Here is a 17,999-nt window from a genome sequence, read left to right as displayed (position 1 = left end):
TTCTGTATGTTGATTCTTTTAATTCAATATTTTTTCTAAAACTTCCCATTCATACTCGGCATCGTGCAAAGCCAAAGCGTATTGACTTGGGATAAAAACTTCAAAATCAGGATATTCTTCAAACCAAGTATCTAAATATTTGCAAAGTATAGATAATGAAATCTTTACAAAAAAATAAATATCATTTTCTGAAAGAGTAATCCAAACAAAATCATTTGATAATGCTTTTATTTTTTCAACGAAAAGGGCTTGTGCTTTTTTGTGTTGCGAATGATACAAATCCTTATCTATCAATCCATTGTTGTGAAATGGAAATGACGCTATTGCCTTATTTTCATAATTCCAAATACCTGAATTTCTGAACTCAGCAAAGAATTTTTCTCCTTTTTCGTCATTTGAATTTATGATTTCTTCGATATTCAAAAAACAAAATCTTTCTAAAAGTCGTTTTTGAGCGTTTTTTATTTTCAATTTTTCTAATTTTTCGGACATTTTGTTCAATTTTAGTTGAAGTTGCAACAAATCAATTTGTTATATCAGAATTTTCTTAAACTCGTAAATATTTTTCAGAATTACTGTGTTTTTTTCAAGTTTTTGATTTTCAGTTATTTATTCTGATGGAAAAATATCAATAATCATATCGTAGATGTATTCTGTTTTTCCGCCGTAATGTCTTGGTTCTTCTGTGATTTTATCATACATATCTTCCAAGTTGTGGGCAGGGGACAAAACCCAAAGCTCATACGATGAGAACTTTACGTGTCTGATTTTTTTCAAATGAGGTAAAATCTCGCCCAAATCCTTATGGTTAAACCAACAATCCGTTTTCAGTGCGAATGTTTTGCCGTTTTTTCCGCAAGCAATTTTGCTATTTAAAAAATCATCAATCTTTGGAAATGAATCACTTAAATGTTGCGTGCACGCCAAATGATATTCGAGTTTTCTGGGTGTTTGATAAACTTGTGATACAAAGCAAATTCCGTATCCTTGTGGCATTTCAATTGCTAAAACGTCACCTTCTTGAAAATAAGGCTCTTTTTTCTTGGTAGGTTTGGGTTGTTTGATGGGTTTTGGATTGTCACTTTGGAGTTGCTCAGCCAATTTTTCTAAGTTTTTTTGCCTTTGTTTGTGGGCTTTAGCATCAATTTTGTGCCACTCTTCACTCGCTCCGTTTTTGATAATTGCCAAAGTTTTTTGCAGAATATCTTCAGGCAAATGTCCGATTTTCCAAAGGGAATACGCTAAAGCTGTCCAATAAATTTCAGTGTGAAGTGCATCGATGCAAAAATTTTGCTCTTCACCCAGCCAATCTTGAATGATTTTTGTTACCTCTTCGCGGTCCTTGTAACGCTCGGTAATGTCGTTGTAAATATCGTACGCACTGTCGCTGTCAATGATTTTAATTCCGTCTATTGCCATAATTTTTGTATGTTGTTTTTAGAGTAAAAGTCTTATACTGTTTTTTATAAAACTTTTGATTTAAAACTATTTACAGATTTTATTACCACAAATTGAACTCACATCATAGCCCAATTCAGATAAATAATCCATTCCATTTTGTATGGGAATGACATTATTTCCTTTCCAGCCGTATTTTTTTCCTAATAAAATAAATTTTTGTATGTATTTAGGCTGATGAATATTCACGCATTCGGTGATATTGTTCAATAAATTTGGTAAATCTACGCCATTTTTGAGGGGAAATCCTGCATATAAATCATATTTTGAAGGAAACTCAATGAGCAAAGGCGTGGTTTTGCATCCTTCCGAAAATATTTTGATTCGGATAAAGGAAGGGAAGGTTTCCATTTGGAAATTATCAGTGATTCGATAGTAATAGACCTCTTCTTCCACAACAATTTTTCGTAATTTGCTTTTCATTAATGTGTTTGTTTTAAAAAAGGTTTATTTACTTAGGAATGTAATCTTTTCGTTCCATAAATTTTGGCGAATTTTTATCATTTATCAAAATATATTCTTCTGATTTTCCGTGTTTTTTGCACAAATCATCAAATTCTTTCTTTTGTTTCTGAGTGTTAAACCAACACGAAATTATTTTTAAATGAGGTATTTGTGCAATAAACTCCAAATCCGATGGTTGGTGTTTTGTGTACACTAAAAAATTGATTCCTATTAAGTTAGGAATAGTTTTGATGTTACGAAAATCGTTTAAGTTTTTGCACCTGCGAATTTCTAACATTTGTAAGTTTTTACAAGTCGATAAATCGGGGAAAACTTCAAATTTAGGGCAGTATGCAAATTCAAGCCATTCTAAATTCTCAAATCCTTCACTAAGGAAATTAAAATTATTATTATCTTTTCTTACAGTATTGAAGCACAGATTTTTAAGTTTTGGAATTTTTCGTAAAGCTGAATAATCATTGATGGTACAACCACGAAATTCTACATATTCCAGATTAGGCAGAAGCAACAAAAAATCTAAATTTTCAGCTTTTAAATGACTGATACAGATAGATTTTAATCGTTTGTGCTTTTGCATTTCCTCAATATCTGCTTGCGTCAGTTGATGTTCGATAAAACCTTTTGAATTGTGCTTTGTAAAACCTTTATCTATCATAATTAAATCCTATTTTATAAATATAATATCCTCTGAATTAAGAAGTAATGGGCTGTTTTCGATATTTACTTCTGTCCAAAATAATTTATCATCTGATTCATTGTCATCTACTACGTGAAAAGAAGAAAATTGTGAATTAGAATCAGGTAATTTGACGATTTTTTTGATGCTTTTTCGACTAATATTGTACTCTTTGGCAATTTTCAGTAAAAATAACGCTTCTTCAAGCTCATTTATTTTATAAATTTCACTTTTCCGAACTGATTCCTCAATCGTTGTTCGTAAAAATTCTTTGCTTTTATGGATTTCACGCTGTATTATTTCTTCTACGAAGCTCATTTTGTCAGTTTTATTTATTTTTTACTGCGGAAAAATGTATTCTCCACAAAGTTCGCATACATTTACTAATTTTCCGTCTTCAAAACGCATTTCCAATTCCATAAAAAACTTGGAATTAGCCAAAAGCCAATTTGTATCAGCCAATACAAACACAATGTTTTTCGGATTTTCTGCTTGGCTGGGCAAAACTACAGCCTGAAAATCAAGTTCAAAACTGTCATTCTTTTGTTGCTTAATGCGTTTTTGTGCAAGCGAAAGGTCATAAAATGCTTTAGTCTTTTCCTTAATTTGCTGCAAAGCATTTTCTGTGTTGAGAAATTCCTCAAAAGCAACTTTTTGTTTTGGTGAAAAATCTTTAAAATCCTCACTTTCTGTGTAAATCCAAATAAAAGTGCTTTGACTTAAGTTTTTGAAATATATTTCTTTAACTGAAGTTGCAATTCCGTCTTCTTCAGTGAATTGATAGTTGCTCATATTTGTTTCTGTTAACTATTTCCTTTGGTGAATCTTGCTTTTGTCTGATAAATGCAATTAATTAGGTGAAATCTCTTATTTTTATTCAAAATAATTGATAATGTGTGTGTCTTCTGTTACGATATGGTCGGTAATATGAAAAACATCGGAAATGTGAGGGTGTTTTAGGCTATCTTCTCGGTTTAGGATTTCCACATCGGTCAAATTCTTCCACGGACAATCGGTTTTGTCTTGAAGTGAGATGTTAAAATTATCATTTTTCTCCCAAATGGTCAGCGGAAAGCCTATTTTTTTAATTACTTTTCTGCCTGCCTCGTCCCATTCACACAGCACGACCATACATTGAACCACCTTGCGATGATGTGGCTCAATTACTGCATAATAATAACCAAGACAACCCTCATCGTCATATACAAAACGAGTTAAATTGGTGATAAGACTATCACAACACTCACAATGATTATAATTGGGAGCTTCAAATTCTATTTTTAGCATTTTTAAATGTTTGAAGTTAATTAAAACAAAATCAATTTGTTATCATTGATGACGAACCTAAAGCCTCTTTGCCATAATTCAAAATAAGGTTTTAGAAAATCACCGTTTGGTTTGTCGTTGTAATTAGGATATTGCAAATATGCAGCTAAAAAGTAATCACAATTTATGGAATAATATGCCTCACGAAGTATCGAAATTAAACTTTCGTAATCCGTGTTGTCAATTGTCCAATCCAATAAAGTTTCCCACAGATGTACGTGTTTTTCATCATCAAAATTTTGTTCTTTATTATCCGAAATTTCAATTTCTGTTATTTCTGACAGATAGTTTTGCAGGGTTTCTTCTTCAACGAACGAAGCAAATTCTAATAATCCAGCCAAAAGCTCTTTACCGATGGCTTTTAGTTCTTCTTCTGTGCTTTTTTTGTTGGGTACGAAATATCCCGGAGCGATATTTTGCTCAAAAGCTCGCGTAGTTTCTTCTTTTGTTGCCTCAAAAATGGGTTTTATGCGTTGGTAAAGCAGTTGTCCGTTTTCAATGGGTTCAAAAACTTTTTCAACATTCTTTCCATCAGGCATAAACGATTGAAAATAACCATAAAAAAGCTCTTCTAATTCATCACAATCAGTATCCATTTCCTCTCCGATAAGTTCTGCGAGGTATTGAGCATATTCTTTCTGTGTCATAAATTGATGTTTTGTTAAAAAATTATTGATTAATATTCATAAAGTACAGCTTTACAAAGATTTAAAAGCGTTTTCTTTCCTTCTGAATCTATAAATATATTATTTCTGATTTCCCCAAACAAAAATCCCTTTTCTTTCCAATCTTTTTGAATGGTTTGCGTGATTTTTTCCTTTCCTGATGTTCCTTTGAAAGAAACACCGCAGAATTTTTTCCCACTGGGCAAGGTTATTTCACAATTGGAAGATAAAATACAGTAATCCAATGGTTCTAAATCCTTTATGTCAAATAATTCGTCAAAAGAATCTTCAAAATCAGAGATGCTTTTTTCTATATACAGGAAACCTCGTTCCGGATTTTGGTTCGGGTGGTTTCCCGGGATTTCCTTGATGTCAATGATTTCTTTTGAAATCGAAAAATTGATTGGTTTTTTCATTGTTTTTATTTTAAAACATTACTTTTTATTAAATTTCTGTACAATGGCAAAGTATTTTAATCATTTGAAGAAGATTTTCTATCGAATTGTTACGCCTATCATCTTTTTATTGTCCGATTGATGAGCGATTGCTAATAGAAATTGTTTTTCTTCAAAAAATTCAATGATAGAACTGCCTTTCGGAGCTATGATTTCTGAAATAATTGTTTCTTTTTCTAAAGAAAATTGCCAAATTTTGTTGTCTCCTATTAAAAATAACGATTTTTTATCACTTGAAAGTCTTATTTCTCTAAAAATAAATTCAAAATCATACGTTTTCTGTTGTTTTTCAGCAGAAATAATTAAAATTTGGCTCAAAGGATTGAGCGAATCGGTACACATACCCCCTTTTTTAAATTCTCCTGATTGGAAATAAAAATTACCTTTTTGGTCTTTCGTTCCGTGAGCAAAAACTTGAGTTTTTAGTATGGTTTCCAGTTTATTTTCTGCAATTGAATATCGTTGCACGGTGCCTGTCTTCGGACTAAAAATCAAATAGTTATTATTGTCCTCTTTGAGAATATTGCAACACCAATCGTTTTTAGTAACTTTCTTTTGTACTAATTTGTTTTCCAAACAATTGAAGACAAAAACACTTTTTCCGACGTGATTCATCATCACGAGATTACCCGCTTTATCACTTTGAAAATAATCCATATACTTGGGTATGTTTTTATCGAATTTCTCTTCAATTTTTAGATTTTCCCGATTGATTTTTAATATTTTGCTATTAGTTACGGCAAAAATAAAGTTACCATCAACAGAAAAATGTATGTACTTCACCATATTTCGTACCAGAACATTAGCAGTTTCCTTGCCGGAAATAAAAGAAATCTTCCTTAACCGCATCGAATTATACATTGAACACCAACCATCAGCAATGTAAAATTCATCTGTTGAAAAAGGGTCGATTGTTGGTGAAACACCGCCATCGATACTATTTTTTAATTCTATTTCCCAAAGTTTTTTCATTTCTTTTCGTTTGTAATATATTGTTGAAAATTAGTTTTTTAAGGCATTTTCTTTTAAAAAAGAAGACCAATCATCATCCTCATCTTGAAAGTGAAGAATATGCGTTCGATATTTATCTCCGAAAGCGTAATCTTCTACAAATTCTTTAAAACTTACATCAATTTTTAACATATCTCTGTATTTTTCGGCATTAAAATGTACATTTCCCGTAGTTTTATCCATAAAAACAGGCTCATAAAGTATTTGTCCGATTTCATACATTGTATTTTTAGCATTTTCAGGAACTCTGTATTGGCTTTCTAAGATATCCGAAGTTCCCCAAAGAACAATATCTCCGAAAAATCCTCCATTGCAAATTTTCAAGAAGTTTTTATGCTCATCGGTTATTAAATTTTCGATTTCTGGATTAAATTTTGTTGCTCCTTCGGGAATTTCTCCAATTAAAATGGCATCCTCCAAAGCATTTAGCTTATTTCTGTAATGTGAAATTAAATCTTGTATCATTTATCTTTTCTTTTTTGTCGATTATGAATTTCATTTACGTTTTTTCTAATAGAAATCATAGTATAATCCCCATTCTCCCGTTTTACTGTTTCTGGCAAACATAAGGCTTCCGGAATCTATCACATTAAATTGTGCTTTTTCATCGCTACTAATTTGAAATACAAATTCAAAATCATCACCAAAATATATTCCTGATTGGCAAAACGATGGATATCCGCCAAATTTGTGCGAATAACTATGTTCACCGCTCATAATATCATCATAATAATTTAGCAGATTTTCATTTTCTTTGTCATTATAATTATCTAATTCGCTAATTTCATCTGCTATGCCATCAGGAATGCCTCCGCCGTCCCAAAAAGGAAAATCTCGCTCCTTATAGATAGGTTTTAGCGGAAAAGGTTTAGGATATTCTTGTGTCGGGAATTCATATTCAACCAACTCATCTTCAGTAGTATATTCTCGGATAAGCCAACCGTCACCATTTTTGCCAAGTTCGGTAGATAGTTCCCAATATTCTTCTCCATTTTCATCAGTTTTTGGAGTAGCTGTTTCAGCTTCAATGTGCGGGAATTCTTTTCCCATAAATACTGTAAGCCAAGTAACGTGCTTTAATTGTTCGGGGACAAAAGGCAAATCAGGAAGATAAAACTGAGCAAGAGCATACAATTCCTTGCCATTTTTGTCGATAACAGGTTGTTTTTCGTTGGGTTTACAAAGAAAAACGCGACCAATCCAGTTTTCATTTTTTTCTCCACTTGAGCGAAATCCTCCCGTTTCAAATTCCGTGATAGGTTTTTGCAGTTTAGCTTTAAATTCAGCTATCTTTTGCTGAATGTACGCTGATTTTTCTTTACTCATATCTTTTCGTTTTTTTGGTTTTTATTTATAAAAATGTTCTACATCGTTTTGGTTTGTGAATTTATCTAAGAAAGGCAAAGCATATTTTTCAATATCTTCCAAAACTAATTGTCTTTCCGATTGATATTTTTGTTTTCTGGTAAAAATATCCTGAATTTCATCAAAGGCATACCAAAAATCTTCGTTTTCTTTGATATTCCCGATGCGTTCTCGTATATGAAAATGCGTCATTGGAGGGAAATCATTGTCAGTTTTAGCTATATCTACACCAATATTTATTGTAAAAGTAATAGATTCATTGCTGTTATAAAGGCTTTTTTGAATATTTATAAGCTGACAAACATCGTTTTTTATTCGATAAAAGTTAAGTGCTTTTTTCTTGAATCCCGCAGGCTTTAACAAATCATAAACGGCTTTAATGGTTTCATCAAAAGCGACTTGTGCATTGGTTTTTTCTTTCATATTCTGCTGTTTTTGAGATGTTTTTTGATGCTAAGTAAAATGAATTTTTTGTTTTATAATTGTTTTTTTAGTTTTCTTATCAAGAAATTTTATTTTTATAATTCACTTTTCTATTTTTTATACTTACTTTTTGATATTTTATCAAGGAATTTTATTTTTATAAGTCACTATTCTATTTTTCGTACTGACTTTTTGATTTTCTTTTAAAAAAATATCTCATTCTGTACTGACTTTTCTATTTTTTGTACTTTCTCTTTGATTTTTTACACTAACTTTCCTATTTTCTTTATTTACGTTTCTGTATTTTATACTTACTTTTTGATATTTTATCAAGGAATTTCATTTTTGAAAGTTACTTTTCTGTTTTATATATTTACTTTCCTATTTTTGAATTTATTTTTCACCTAAATTTCTGATGAGTTTGTCAATTTCTTCAAAATTTTCCTTATTTGAAGCTGCATAACATACATCATAATAAGGTTTGTTGTTAAAAATAGCAATAATATCACCTATAGAGTTACCATAGAAATCAATACCTATCCATTTTTTGAAAGCAAAGGGCTTTTTTTGGAAATTTTGTTTTATAAATTTTAATTCTTCTTCATTTATAAATAAAAAATCTTCTGACGAATATTCAAAACTGAAAACTGCTTGTAAATTTGTCATTGCATTTAAGAAATCAGTAAGCGTTTCGGATTCTTCTTCCCAAGTTTCTTGATTTTTGCTCATATAAACAGGCGGATTTTCCTCTGTAAGGTCTTCTTTTTGAATAGCCCATACACAAGCCCACTGATTTTCTGCATAAAAAATTAAATAATCTTTATTTTTTGACCATTGAACTTGCTCAGGAATGAGTAAATTATCTTGTGTTTGGTTCAGCTTTGTTATTTTTCCTAATTGAATATAATAATCATATAGCACTTGGGGGATATTAGGGCTTACTTTTATAATATTCTGTAGCTCTTCATCGGTAAATCCGTTGTTTTCTTGAATATTGAAAAGTGTTTTGATGTAATTAAAATCTGTCATTGTCTTATTTTTTCACTTTACACGATTGTAAAATCTTCATAGAAAGCTAATTTTTCTCTGCTGAAGGCTATTAAAAGGCGTTTTTCAGGAATTTTTTTCTTCCCAAAGCCTCCTAAACAAATTCCCAGTGTTCTGAAGGTGGTGTATTGCTTTCCTTCTACAAAATCATTATCAATTTCCTTAAGTTTTTCCAATCCTAAACTGAAAATATCCCTATTTTCAATCATTGGCGTAGTGTCTTTTAGACAAATTACTTGATTTAGAATATAATCATTGCCTTTTTTATCATAAATAAGTTCTTGTGCATTACGAAATTCAGTAATTCGTTGCATTATATTATCTATTTCTACTTTGGAAGCCTCTCCAAATTGAGTAATGATTTCTTTTTGAGTTTTCCCGAAGTGAAAATTGCCAACACTTTTGTAGGGTTTGATATTAATTTCGTTCATAAGTTTATTTTTTGATATTTTTTTAATTGTTGTTTTCATCTTTTATTTCCGGAATTTGGATATTTGGCAGTGGGTCTCCCATTTTTTTTGCAATTTGATAATGCGACCAGCCTTCAATTTCCTGTTTTCCGTAAATAATCATCCGAATTTCAGTGTCTTTAGTGTCCATATCACCCAGATACATACGCTGATGTTCAGGAACTTTTTCGTATGCTTTTTTCAGTTTGCTTTGGTTTTGTTTCGTTGGATTGTTTTTGAATTCTTTGAATGTATTTAAGCAAATTTCAAACAGAGTGGGGACATTATTGAGCTTTCTGAATATTTCTTCAATTTCCTTTTGTATGTTCTTGATGCTATTGCACCAACTTTTTTGCTCAATGGAGAAACTTCCTAATCCATAGATATTTATAACTGAATTTTTTGGCGGATTCGTTACTATTTTTTTCTCTTTAACGAGTTTTTTAAATTCCTCAAAACTGATTTCAAACGGATTTTCAAGCCTTGTAATCTGTAAAGTGTGGTCGGCAAAGGCGATAACTTTTACCAAATGATAGATTTCATTTTCTTTATAGTACAGATTTAAGCTATTGGCTTCGATTTTTTTAGAATTAAATCCGTATTCATTTTTAATTTCTTTAAAAATAGTTCCTTGACCGTTTTCGCCAATGATAATTTTGCCGAGTTTTTTCTCAACATAGGTGTAAATATTCTTCCATTGCGGGTTCATTTCACGAATAAGGCTTTCAACATAGGCAATAAAACTCTTTTTGTTGAAAATCCATTGTGAATTTTTGATTTTCCAACATCCTAAATTAAAAATTGAAATGTCCTCGCCATCAGGAATGCTTAAAACTACCCATTCGTTATTAACTTCTTGCTTAAAAATCTCAAAATCGTGAAAATTCCAGCAATAAACACGTCCGTTTTCGTAAATATCTAAATCTGTGAAATGATAACCTCCGTTTTCAATAATCGCAGGAACGGAAACGCCTTGTATTTCTTGTGTTTTGTAAACTTTATTTGAAGGTTTGAAATTCATATGTTTTTTATTTAATGATGGTAAAAAGATTTTTAATTTGTTCGTGTTTTCATTTATTATTTGCTAATCGCTTAAACATTGCAAATTTTCTTTGTGATACACTGCATAAGAGATAATTGTAATGATTTTATATACAAAATTTATTTCAGATGATGCGGTTGCTTTTTGTGTCATTTCAAGGGAAAGAGAAAATAGTTCTTCATAAGCAATTTCTAATTCTTCAAGGTAGAAAACGGGATTATTATAATAGTTTTCCCATAGTTTTTTGATGAATTTTATTTCGGTTTTGTCATAAAGTTTGGCTAAAATGACTTCCTCTTCGTAAGTGATATAGCCAATTCCTTTATTTTGAGCATTTTTTAGGTGAATTGAGAGCATAATTTATTCGTTTTTTAGTTCGATTTGCTTTTCGGAAAGAATTTCTCCACGATACCTTTTTTCGTATTTTGTTAGAATTCCATTTTGAAAGTATCCGATGTAATAAGCTCGTTCATTTTCGTGTTTGGTGGCTTCTTCTTCCGAGATTTCTTCGTAAAGATAAGTCGGTTTGCCGGATTTTTGTTTATGCAAATCGGAACAACTTAAAAAGAATCGTTTTTCCATAGCTTTTTTAGGCTTTTTGATAGCGAATTTGATGATTTTGTATTTATTTTTTCATTTTTTAGTTCTGATGAAGCTAATTAGGCTTTGAAATACTTTCTATATAAGCAAACCAATTTCAATTTCATCATTAAGTGGAATACGTTTCAGGTTTTCGTGTGATGTTTTCTCGCTTTGGGCTTTATTAAAAACATTAAAGGCGTATATTTTTTTGATTTTTCCATTTAAGATTTCACCAATTTGTCCTTGCCAAATCTCCTCTTCCTTAGGAATATAGGAGGTGGAACTCCAAAAACTTTCTTTTGTTATCCATTCATCCCAAGTTAGGTTTTTATCAGCAAGATAGCCGTAAGCGTAATCAATTCGGACAATAGGTAGATAAGTTTTGATGATTTTTTGAGCCTTTTCGTAGTCGAAATTATCATTAGCTTGCCAGAAAAACTCGATATCTAATCGGAAGAAGTTGTGCGATTGCATCCATAAATTGAATTGTGACCTGTAATTGTAATAATCTTTGTGTGAAGTGCTGATTCCGAACAGATTTTTGTAGCCTTTTTTATCAATTTTCTTCCAAAAGGTTTGTTGTTTTACCAGTGGGTCGCCTTTTGAAATGCCATATCCCGAACCATTGATGTCCATTCGTAAATCGGTCTGTGTAAATATCTCTTCGCCAATGGCAATGAGTGTTTTTACTAATGTTTCTTTCTCGTTTTCGCTGTAATTTTCCTTGTCAATGTTAGCATAAATGCGAAGGTAATTTTGTTTTTTCATTAGAATTTAATTTTTTTAAGATTAAGTTATTCAAACACTAATATTTCATCAATAAAGATGATTTTTTAATGAAAATATCTTCGTGAAAATGAATAGATGTTCCGTATTTGAATTCATATTTTAAATGTGATGATAACATTTTAAACACAAATGGAGTTGCTTTTATTTCTCCTTCAAACCAAATATCCCAAATCATTTGTATTGTTTCGTTTTCTTTTTCAAATTGGTATAAATCAAAGTCGATAGCTTTATCAAAGATTTCGGGGCTGTATTCTGCAATGAGTTTCCAACTATTTTCTTTCAGATAATCAACAATTTTATAAAATATTTCGGTTGGAATATCAGTTGCGATTTGTGTTTTGTTGTTCATTATCAGTGTTTTGTGTTATTAATTAGTTGGGTTTAAGCGAATGAATTATTTTTCTTTCTGAAGGTTGGGATAAGGATTCTCTTTTGATGATTTTCGCCAAATGCTTTTCTCTGCTAAATGCAATCTTTCTTCCAAATTAAAGTTTCCCATTTTTGAAAACATATTATCTTTATTAATTATTTGATTTTCATCGTTTAAAATTGTTCCATTTGTTTCTTTTGCGAGAAAATAAGCAATTTGGTACACATTTTCTTCTGTGTCGGAAGTGATTTCGAAAATCAAATTATCTTTTTCAATGCATTGTATGTCAAACCATTGTTTGTTTTCTCGGGAACGCATATAAAGCTCTGTCCAATTTCTACTATAAACAGGAGAAGCATCGCCATCACTGTCACAATTATGAAAATCATCACCAAAAAAGAAAGCTTTAAATACGCGAAAATCAGGTCTTTGTTCGTTTATTTGCACTTTTAAAGAAAATTGTTGCATTGAATTTTATTTTGATTTGTATTACTAAATTTACTGCCTATCTGAATGCACTATATGTGGCTAAAATTGTACTTAATTTAGATGTGTAATCCTCAATGTATTTCATTGTAATGTCATCACCATAAGGTTCAAAACATTTTTTACCCAATTCAATATCAAGTAGATAAATATCTTTTTTCTTAAACCAAATTTCTTTGCTTATTTGGCATAACTCAGTAAAATTTGCTTCTTCTTGTAATTTACGAAAGGCTTTTAATTCTATCAGTTCTCTTTCGCCAAGTGTTTTTGCCCCTGATGTCTGAGTAGAAATATTACTTACGCTGTACAGTTCCTTAATAACTGCATCTTTAAGATAAGCTGCACTCGGCAATAAATTAGTAAGTCTATTTATGTAATCATCAAAGAAGCCCGTTCCCAATTCCCAATTTTCTGCCAGTGGAATACCAATAGCCAAAGGATTCCCTATCCAACTATCATCATTATAGCGTGGCGGAGAGATAATTAGGTGTCCTCTTTGGCTTTTTTGTGAATGCTGACTGATGTAAACATACATATATACTAAGTTTTCGCTATCCAATTCTTTAACCCAAGAACGCGTATTACGAATCTCCATTGGAACAGCTAAAAAACCTTGTTCTTTTAGAAACTGACTTAATTTCTTAATCTCTTTTGCAAAACTCATAATAATGTTTCATTTAGTTTGTTTAGAATTTAAAAAAATACTTTCTGATATTATTCATAATTATTTATTGGTAAAATTTTCTTTTTTTCGAAGAAAAATGCATATTTCGAGCATTTTATCAGCAAATTTACTTGCTAAACTTTGCATTTAATGCTTTTTGTCGCTCGATATTGGAATTAATTTCGTTTAAAACGTTTTTTTCATCCAATTTTCCTGTTGCTCCTATTGCCAAAACCTCTAAATAGCGTATTAAAACAGTAGTTCGCCAAGTAAATTCTTCTTTTTCAGATGTGTTGTAACGTTCCAATTGCTCCAAACTGCTTTCCACCAGCATTCCGTCACGTTTTTTTTGCAGATGCTCAGCGTGTTCCTCATCGTCATCCCATTCGGAGCGTACCTCATTTATCAAATAATGCTTAATTTTCTCCTTTTCGGTGTTGTCATTGCTCAAAAAATAACGCAAGGTGTAACTTGGTTCCACAAAAGTCCATTGGTTAAAATTGCCGTTAAACGGAATTTGCGTCATCAAATCAAGGAGCGTTTGAACGGCAGGTAAATTGTTGGTGTACAATAAACTGAAAAGCAGGTCATTGGCTTTTTTTAAATTGCCTGCATTGGTTGCCGAAAATTTTTTGTCCAACAACTCAATGTGTTTTATTTGTTGGGCAGTAAGCCCTTCGTGTTTTAATAATTCTTTGAAATTCATTGTTACTATTTGTTTAAATTATTCTGTTTTTGATAGAAAATTCTAAAAAAACAGGCGAAAATTCCTGCCAAAGCACTGATTGTCTCTTTGATTTTTTAAAGTAGTCCTTTTTTTATAAAAAGATTAAATTCTTTACTTATTCTTCTTTTTTTGCTGATAATTATGCTTTGGCATTCCTAACGTTCTGTCTACGACGTTATGCATCAGGTAAGCAAAGCCATCTTCAAGTATAAATAGCTGGTCAGACCAGTAAGTTTGTTCGTTTTCAACAGCAGCAGGGTCAAAACTTTTGATAAATTCCGTAATTCGTTCTACTTCGGCTTCCATTGGGAAGTCCTCATCACTTTGATGAGCCTTATACATAAAAATTCCAGCCATATATCGGCAATAACTCCTGTAAAATGCCGTGAGGGAACTATTCACAAACACTAAGTTGCTTTCATCTTCATAACAGAAATCATATTTAAAGATTTTTCCTTCTTTGTCAATCACAAAATATTGTTTCTCAAAGCCAATTTTTCCGAAACATAAAAAATCACCAAAAGGAATGCGTATTTCGGGCATTTCATCGGCAAATTTTACAAAATAAATCCTTTCGTGTTCGTTGTCGAGAAGCAAAGGTATTTCGCTTTCGTATATTTTGTTAATGTCTTTCTCTTCTTCTTGGCGTTCTTTCAGAATAGTTATGCCGTCTGTTTGTAAACATTTTAGTAAATTCATTGTTAGCTAATTAATCTGGTTATCTCGCAAAAATATTTTTAATTTCTAAAAATAATTGGATTTGATTTTCTTCGCTTTTTACCATTTCTTCCACCAAAGGAACTTTCTTTGAGGTTGTATTCCCATTTCTTTTAATTGTTTGCGAAATTGTGGTTTTTCTTTTCCTAATTTGTATAGTAATTCGTGGTCTGTTTGATGATTATAGAAAGCAAATGCTTCCAAAATTTGGCGTGTATGCCAATAATCTTCTGAAAATAGAAATTCTGTGAGTTCACTAATTCTGTTAGGGGGAGAAATGGTAATGAGTGCTTCTATAAACAGATTTTTATCGTGCTTGTTTTCAGTATGATGTATTTTTTGTAAAAGGTCATCGAATACTTTATTATCAGTAGCGAGTTCTGATGCGGTTCGATGCTTATTTTGAAAATCCGGAGATTTAATACCAAAGGCAGAAACATCGGTAATTTCTTCAGATTTTACCTTTTCATAAAAAGTTTTGAGTGTCCGAAAGACTGGTTTTGTCCAAAAATCTTCTGAGAAAAAGAAAATCCAACCTCGCATTATTCCTTTTGTCATAATTCCTGCACAATTGCTGTCTTCATCTGCTGAAAATAACAAAATGTCATCACAAAACGAAAGATTTTCATATTCTTCTTTCAGAAATTTTACGTGTTCAGTGTAAATTTCAACTTCTTCTGCATCAAAAAGATGTATATTTCTGTCGAATTTGGTGTAATTGGCATACCAATCATTGATAATATCAATTTCCTCCTGTAAAAGTCCTTTAGGATTGATGTTAAAATCTTTAAAATAATCTTTATTATGAGCCATTTTTAGTTGTTTTTTGGGTTAATTTTCATCTTTCCAAACATCTTCATAGCCTTCATTGTCAATGATAAAACGAAATCCTTGCTCTAATCCCAAATAAGGTAATACTTCGGGCAAAATTTCAATTAGATGATACCAGTGTATCGGTTTGTAGAAATCATCTGCATCAGAATACTCTCCGCAGTAAATAAACCACGAAACGTTTTTATCTTCCTCTAACACGATTCGCTCTCCAACGATAGGCATTTGCCCTAATGTGTCCAAAGCTACCGCTACCATTTCATTAGGTTTTAGTTGCTCGAACTCGGATTGGTATTTTGCACAAATTTTCAGTTGTGATTCCTTTATGTTCATAGTTTTGTTCTTTTTATATTTTCCCCATTTTGTTTCCTATAAATTGCTTCCACTCAGGCTTTAGCTTTGGACTGATATGTTCAGTTAGTTGTAATAGTTCTTTTTTGTATTGAGAACCAGAAAGTTTATAAACTGCCCATAACAGTTTTTTATGAAACGAATAATAATTGTTGTACTGCATATATTTCAGTTTCACTCGGAAAGCTTTAAGCAAATACGGAACGGTTTCTTTGTTTCTGTTGTCTTCCAAAACAGAAATAATATCTTCGTGACGTTCGTGCCAATCTTTGAGTAATAATTCCTGACAAAGTGCTACAACTTCCTTATTATGAATATTAAAAATGAATACAATCAACAACGCATTTTCTAAAATTTCTCCATCTTTGTTTGCTGTACAATCTTTCAGAAACAGAACTGAAAGCGTTTCAACCGAAATATTTTCTTTTTCAGCACATTGTGTGATGTAATATTTCAGGTCGTATTCAGAAAGTTTTTCCTCATAAAAAAGGTCGATATAGTGATTTATTTCTGCAAAATCCATTGTTTATTCTTTGATGTTGAGTTTAATTCCGTGAGCTACTGCAAATTTTAAGATGTCCTCGCCGACAAAACTGCCATAAGTAAAATTAATTTGTTTGACGGTTTGTAATTTTTCATATGATTTGATGAATTTTCCTTTGTAACTGCAATTTTGCACGAAATTATTGAGGAAAATTTCTGCTTTTTCTTTTCCGCCGTGCCAAAATACAAAGTAGAAAGGTAAAAGTTCATCGTGTTTTACATTTTTGTTGAAAATTGCTCCATTTTCTAATAAAAAATCTACTGCTTTGTCTTTATTTTCAAAAAGTTCAAAAATAGGTAAGGCATATTCTTTTAAATACTTTACAATTTCATCGATGGTTGGCTGAAAACTAAGCCCTGCCAAGTTCCATTCGTGCCAATATTGGCGTGGCGTGAGGTAACCGAGTTGTTTTGTAAAGATTGACTCCCACATTTCTTGTCCGTTACTTTGTGTGTTGAGCCATTTTTCCATTTTTTTGGAAGAAATGTTAATGTGCGGAAGTATGGCAACGCTGCCGTTATGGTTTCTCATACTGGTCTGAAAATAAATTTCAAACTCTATGCTTTTATCTTGGCTCACTTTCTTTAGTTTTCTTCCTTTTTGTATGGATTTAAAGTCAGGAAATTGCTGAGCGATTTCGCCACAGGCTTTTTCAAAAATTTCTTTTGGGCTTGCCATAGTAATTATATTTTCTTTACTGATTATCAAAAGCTAAATGCAATAGTGCTTTTTGTAATTGTATCAAGTTTTCTAAGTTTTGACTTCTCACTGAAAAAAGAGAACTTTCACAATCAAAAAACAACTTTTCAAGTAAAGGTTTGTTGGTTTCTTTTAAGTATTCTTTAAGTTGTTTTTCAATATCATACGCATTGATTTCGGTATCTTCAGAATGTTGTTTTTCAGTCAAAAAAATATCAAAGTCATCTAATAAAAAGGTGTATTCATTATCAGATGAAGCAAAGATGTGAGGACAAAAACTGCGTGTCTTTTTTCTTGAAATTGTTTGCTCTTCTGATGCTTCCTCTTTTTCTTCTAATTTTTGTAAACATTCGAGCAGATAATTTTGTAAAGCACCTCCTAATTTACTGTATTTCAATTCAGCCAGAGCAATGTATTTGTCTTTCAATGCTTGATTTTTTACCTTTACAACTATTTCACGTTTTTGGGCGTCACTTTTCCATAAAAAGTCAGGAATATCAATGCTGTTATTAATGATTGTGTCCAAATCGTTTGTTAAGTTTTGTAAAAAATCATCTCGTAATGCTTTTGGAATCTTGCGTTTATTACGTTCACAATAATCAAGCAGAATTACTTTCCATTGCTGAGCTTCTTCGGTCATTATGGGATTATCTCCTCCATCAAAATGTTCACAAAGGAGGCTCAATGCTTTAATGTTTCCGAAAATACTTGTGCGTATTTTGTCCAAAGTTTTGTAATGTTCAATATCTTCACGAATATTTTTAACATTATAATTGGCTGCACCAAAAAAAGCCAATGAGGATAAGTCATTTCGTTGTAGTTCACTATCTGTTATTTTCATTGCTGTATGTTATTTT

29 protein-coding genes are annotated in these 17,999 nt (G+C 31.4%); all 29 read right to left on the bottom strand.

Annotated features, from left to right (window positions below; all coding sequences use genetic code 11):
- Positions 1–18 precede the first annotated feature (18 nt).
- The 29 genes from CGC58_RS05215 to CGC58_RS05075 all read right to left on the bottom strand — a co-directional run bounded on the left by CGC58_RS05215 (position 19) and on the right by CGC58_RS05075 (position 17,983).
- Positions 19–492 (bottom strand): hypothetical protein, encoded by a 474-nt coding sequence (locus CGC58_RS05215; protein ID WP_095895611.1) that lies wholly within the window; start codon positions 490–492, stop codon positions 19–21.
- A gap of 117 nt (positions 493–609) precedes the next feature.
- Positions 610–1,419 carry a hypothetical protein gene (locus CGC58_RS05210; RefSeq protein ID WP_095895604.1) on the bottom strand — a complete coding sequence of 270 codons (810 nt, stop codon included), beginning with the start codon at positions 1,417–1,419 and terminating at the stop codon, positions 610–612.
- 66 nt (positions 1,420–1,485) lie between these two features.
- The gene (locus tag CGC58_RS05205; RefSeq protein WP_095895602.1) at positions 1,486–1,881 is read right to left on the bottom strand and encodes a hypothetical protein; all 396 of its coding nucleotides are present in this window, start codon (positions 1,879–1,881) and stop codon (positions 1,486–1,488) included.
- Between the two features lie 28 nt (positions 1,882–1,909).
- Complete coding sequence (locus CGC58_RS05200) at positions 1,910–2,578, bottom strand: leucine-rich repeat domain-containing protein (protein WP_095895600.1); 669 nt, start codon at positions 2,576–2,578, stop codon at positions 1,910–1,912.
- Positions 2,579–2,587: 9 nt separating this feature from the next.
- Positions 2,588–2,917 (bottom strand): hypothetical protein, encoded by a 330-nt coding sequence (locus CGC58_RS05195; protein WP_095895598.1) that lies wholly within the window; start codon positions 2,915–2,917, stop codon positions 2,588–2,590.
- Positions 2,918–2,938: 21 nt separating this feature from the next.
- Positions 2,939–3,391 carry a hypothetical protein gene (locus CGC58_RS05190; protein WP_095895596.1) on the bottom strand — a complete coding sequence of 151 codons (453 nt, stop codon included), beginning with the start codon at positions 3,389–3,391 and terminating at the stop codon, positions 2,939–2,941.
- Between the two features lie 81 nt (positions 3,392–3,472).
- A complete protein-coding gene (locus tag CGC58_RS05185; RefSeq protein WP_095895594.1) occupies positions 3,473–3,886 on the bottom strand; it encodes a hypothetical protein in 414 nt (137 codons plus the stop codon).
- 20 nt (positions 3,887–3,906) lie between these two features.
- Complete coding sequence (locus CGC58_RS12805; RefSeq protein ID WP_198540760.1) at positions 3,907–4,572, bottom strand: hypothetical protein; 666 nt, start codon at positions 4,570–4,572, stop codon at positions 3,907–3,909.
- Between the two features lie 29 nt (positions 4,573–4,601).
- Positions 4,602–5,006 (bottom strand): hypothetical protein, encoded by a 405-nt coding sequence (locus tag CGC58_RS05175; protein WP_095895592.1) that lies wholly within the window; start codon positions 5,004–5,006, stop codon positions 4,602–4,604.
- A 78-nt stretch (positions 5,007–5,084) separates the two neighbouring features.
- A complete protein-coding gene (locus CGC58_RS05170; RefSeq protein ID WP_095895590.1) occupies positions 5,085–6,017 on the bottom strand; it encodes a hypothetical protein in 933 nt (310 codons plus the stop codon).
- A gap of 30 nt (positions 6,018–6,047) precedes the next feature.
- Positions 6,048–6,521 carry a hypothetical protein gene (locus tag CGC58_RS05165; protein ID WP_095895588.1) on the bottom strand — a complete coding sequence of 158 codons (474 nt, stop codon included), beginning with the start codon at positions 6,519–6,521 and terminating at the stop codon, positions 6,048–6,050.
- A gap of 45 nt (positions 6,522–6,566) precedes the next feature.
- Positions 6,567–7,382 (bottom strand): DUF1963 domain-containing protein, encoded by an 816-nt coding sequence (locus CGC58_RS05160; protein ID WP_095895586.1) that lies wholly within the window; start codon positions 7,380–7,382, stop codon positions 6,567–6,569.
- A gap of 21 nt (positions 7,383–7,403) precedes the next feature.
- Positions 7,404–7,844 (bottom strand): DUF4304 domain-containing protein, encoded by a 441-nt coding sequence (locus CGC58_RS05155; protein ID WP_095895584.1) that lies wholly within the window; start codon positions 7,842–7,844, stop codon positions 7,404–7,406.
- Between the two features lie 393 nt (positions 7,845–8,237).
- The gene (locus CGC58_RS05150; protein ID WP_095895582.1) at positions 8,238–8,873 is read right to left on the bottom strand and encodes a hypothetical protein; all 636 of its coding nucleotides are present in this window, start codon (positions 8,871–8,873) and stop codon (positions 8,238–8,240) included.
- A gap of 17 nt (positions 8,874–8,890) precedes the next feature.
- Positions 8,891–9,322, bottom strand: a complete 432-nt coding sequence (locus CGC58_RS05145; RefSeq protein ID WP_157909195.1) for a CTP synthase — start codon at positions 9,320–9,322, stop codon at positions 8,891–8,893.
- A 22-nt stretch (positions 9,323–9,344) separates the two neighbouring features.
- Positions 9,345–10,361 (bottom strand): DUF7638 domain-containing protein, encoded by a 1,017-nt coding sequence (locus CGC58_RS05140; protein WP_095895577.1) that lies wholly within the window; start codon positions 10,359–10,361, stop codon positions 9,345–9,347.
- 63 nt (positions 10,362–10,424) lie between these two features.
- Positions 10,425–10,739, bottom strand: coding sequence for a hypothetical protein (locus CGC58_RS05135; protein WP_095895575.1), 315 nt, complete (start codon positions 10,737–10,739; stop codon positions 10,425–10,427).
- 3 nt (positions 10,740–10,742) lie between these two features.
- Positions 10,743–10,964 (bottom strand): hypothetical protein, encoded by a 222-nt coding sequence (locus CGC58_RS05130; protein WP_095895573.1) that lies wholly within the window; start codon positions 10,962–10,964, stop codon positions 10,743–10,745.
- A gap of 96 nt (positions 10,965–11,060) precedes the next feature.
- On the bottom strand, positions 11,061–11,732 hold the full coding sequence (locus tag CGC58_RS05125) for a hypothetical protein (protein WP_095895571.1): 672 nt from the start codon (positions 11,730–11,732) through the stop codon (positions 11,061–11,063).
- A gap of 37 nt (positions 11,733–11,769) precedes the next feature.
- On the bottom strand, positions 11,770–12,102 hold the full coding sequence (locus tag CGC58_RS05120; RefSeq protein ID WP_095895569.1) for a hypothetical protein: 333 nt from the start codon (positions 12,100–12,102) through the stop codon (positions 11,770–11,772).
- 45 nt (positions 12,103–12,147) lie between these two features.
- A complete protein-coding gene (locus CGC58_RS05115; protein WP_095895567.1) occupies positions 12,148–12,591 on the bottom strand; it encodes a hypothetical protein in 444 nt (147 codons plus the stop codon).
- Between the two features lie 37 nt (positions 12,592–12,628).
- Complete coding sequence (locus CGC58_RS05110; RefSeq protein ID WP_095895565.1) at positions 12,629–13,273, bottom strand: hypothetical protein; 645 nt, start codon at positions 13,271–13,273, stop codon at positions 12,629–12,631.
- Between the two features lie 127 nt (positions 13,274–13,400).
- The gene (locus tag CGC58_RS05105) at positions 13,401–13,979 is read right to left on the bottom strand and encodes a DUF6707 family protein (protein WP_095895563.1); all 579 of its coding nucleotides are present in this window, start codon (positions 13,977–13,979) and stop codon (positions 13,401–13,403) included.
- Between the two features lie 132 nt (positions 13,980–14,111).
- Complete coding sequence (locus CGC58_RS05100) at positions 14,112–14,699, bottom strand: SUKH-4 family immunity protein (protein ID WP_095895561.1); 588 nt, start codon at positions 14,697–14,699, stop codon at positions 14,112–14,114.
- Between the two features lie 78 nt (positions 14,700–14,777).
- Entirely contained in the window at positions 14,778–15,530 is a 753-nt protein-coding gene (locus CGC58_RS05095; protein WP_095895559.1) for a hypothetical protein, read from the bottom strand.
- Positions 15,531–15,548: 18 nt separating this feature from the next.
- The gene (locus CGC58_RS05090) at positions 15,549–15,881 is read right to left on the bottom strand and encodes an immunity protein Imm33 domain-containing protein (protein WP_095895558.1); all 333 of its coding nucleotides are present in this window, start codon (positions 15,879–15,881) and stop codon (positions 15,549–15,551) included.
- 13 nt (positions 15,882–15,894) lie between these two features.
- On the bottom strand, positions 15,895–16,422 hold the full coding sequence (locus CGC58_RS05085; protein ID WP_095895556.1) for a hypothetical protein: 528 nt from the start codon (positions 16,420–16,422) through the stop codon (positions 15,895–15,897).
- 3 nt (positions 16,423–16,425) lie between these two features.
- Complete coding sequence (locus CGC58_RS05080) at positions 16,426–17,121, bottom strand: hypothetical protein (protein WP_095895554.1); 696 nt, start codon at positions 17,119–17,121, stop codon at positions 16,426–16,428.
- A gap of 16 nt (positions 17,122–17,137) precedes the next feature.
- Entirely contained in the window at positions 17,138–17,983 is an 846-nt protein-coding gene (locus tag CGC58_RS05075; RefSeq protein ID WP_095895553.1) for a hypothetical protein, read from the bottom strand.
- Between the last annotated feature and the right edge of the window lie 16 nt (positions 17,984–17,999).

Source organism: Capnocytophaga stomatis (assembly GCF_002302635.1).
GTDB lineage: Bacteria > Bacteroidota > Bacteroidia > Flavobacteriales > Flavobacteriaceae > Capnocytophaga > Capnocytophaga stomatis.
The sequence above is the reverse complement of the archived record's forward strand: the minus strand, read 5'-3'. Positions and strand labels throughout refer to the sequence as shown.

Coding starts and splice junctions, on each gene's coding strand:
- CGC58_RS05135 (WP_095895575.1), bottom strand. CDS start 10,739: ATGCTCTCAATTCACCTAAAAAATGCTCAAAATAAAGGAATTGGCTAT.
- CGC58_RS05210 (WP_095895604.1), bottom strand. CDS start 1,419: ATGGCAATAGACGGAATTAAAATCATTGACAGCGACAGTGCGTACGAT.
- CGC58_RS05080 (WP_095895554.1), bottom strand. CDS start 17,121: ATGGCAAGCCCAAAAGAAATTTTTGAAAAAGCCTGTGGCGAAATCGCT.
- CGC58_RS05145 (WP_157909195.1), bottom strand. CDS start 9,322: ATGAACGAAATTAATATCAAACCCTACAAAAGTGTTGGCAATTTTCAC.
- CGC58_RS05195 (WP_095895598.1), bottom strand. CDS start 2,917: ATGAGCTTCGTAGAAGAAATAATACAGCGTGAAATCCATAAAAGCAAA.
- CGC58_RS05105 (WP_095895563.1), bottom strand. CDS start 13,979: ATGAATTTCAAAGAATTATTAAAACACGAAGGGCTTACTGCCCAACAA.
- CGC58_RS05165 (WP_095895588.1), bottom strand. CDS start 6,521: ATGATACAAGATTTAATTTCACATTACAGAAATAAGCTAAATGCTTTG.
- CGC58_RS05205 (WP_095895602.1), bottom strand. CDS start 1,881: ATGAAAAGCAAATTACGAAAAATTGTTGTGGAAGAAGAGGTCTATTAC.
- CGC58_RS05150 (WP_095895582.1), bottom strand. CDS start 8,873: ATGACAGATTTTAATTACATCAAAACACTTTTCAATATTCAAGAAAAC.
- CGC58_RS05120 (WP_095895569.1), bottom strand. CDS start 12,102: ATGAACAACAAAACACAAATCGCAACTGATATTCCAACCGAAATATTT.
- CGC58_RS05125 (WP_095895571.1), bottom strand. CDS start 11,732: ATGAAAAAACAAAATTACCTTCGCATTTATGCTAACATTGACAAGGAA.
- CGC58_RS05110 (WP_095895565.1), bottom strand. CDS start 13,273: ATGAGTTTTGCAAAAGAGATTAAGAAATTAAGTCAGTTTCTAAAAGAA.
- CGC58_RS05215 (WP_095895611.1), bottom strand. CDS start 492: ATGTCCGAAAAATTAGAAAAATTGAAAATAAAAAACGCTCAAAAACGA.
- CGC58_RS05130 (WP_095895573.1), bottom strand. CDS start 10,964: ATGGAAAAACGATTCTTTTTAAGTTGTTCCGATTTGCATAAACAAAAA.
- CGC58_RS05090 (WP_095895558.1), bottom strand. CDS start 15,881: ATGAACATAAAGGAATCACAACTGAAAATTTGTGCAAAATACCAATCC.
- CGC58_RS05075 (WP_095895553.1), bottom strand. CDS start 17,983: ATGAAAATAACAGATAGTGAACTACAACGAAATGACTTATCCTCATTG.
- CGC58_RS05085 (WP_095895556.1), bottom strand. CDS start 16,422: ATGGATTTTGCAGAAATAAATCACTATATCGACCTTTTTTATGAGGAA.
- CGC58_RS05100 (WP_095895561.1), bottom strand. CDS start 14,699: ATGAATTTACTAAAATGTTTACAAACAGACGGCATAACTATTCTGAAA.
- CGC58_RS12805 (WP_198540760.1), bottom strand. CDS start 4,572: ATGACACAGAAAGAATATGCTCAATACCTCGCAGAACTTATCGGAGAG.
- CGC58_RS05170 (WP_095895590.1), bottom strand. CDS start 6,017: ATGAAAAAACTTTGGGAAATAGAATTAAAAAATAGTATCGATGGCGGT.
- CGC58_RS05160 (WP_095895586.1), bottom strand. CDS start 7,382: ATGAGTAAAGAAAAATCAGCGTACATTCAGCAAAAGATAGCTGAATTT.
- CGC58_RS05115 (WP_095895567.1), bottom strand. CDS start 12,591: ATGCAACAATTTTCTTTAAAAGTGCAAATAAACGAACAAAGACCTGAT.
- CGC58_RS05185 (WP_095895594.1), bottom strand. CDS start 3,886: ATGCTAAAAATAGAATTTGAAGCTCCCAATTATAATCATTGTGAGTGT.
- CGC58_RS05140 (WP_095895577.1), bottom strand. CDS start 10,361: ATGAATTTCAAACCTTCAAATAAAGTTTACAAAACACAAGAAATACAA.
- CGC58_RS05200 (WP_095895600.1), bottom strand. CDS start 2,578: ATGATAGATAAAGGTTTTACAAAGCACAATTCAAAAGGTTTTATCGAA.
- CGC58_RS05175 (WP_095895592.1), bottom strand. CDS start 5,006: ATGAAAAAACCAATCAATTTTTCGATTTCAAAAGAAATCATTGACATC.
- CGC58_RS05155 (WP_095895584.1), bottom strand. CDS start 7,844: ATGAAAGAAAAAACCAATGCACAAGTCGCTTTTGATGAAACCATTAAA.
- CGC58_RS05190 (WP_095895596.1), bottom strand. CDS start 3,391: ATGAGCAACTATCAATTCACTGAAGAAGACGGAATTGCAACTTCAGTT.
- CGC58_RS05095 (WP_095895559.1), bottom strand. CDS start 15,530: ATGGCTCATAATAAAGATTATTTTAAAGATTTTAACATCAATCCTAAA.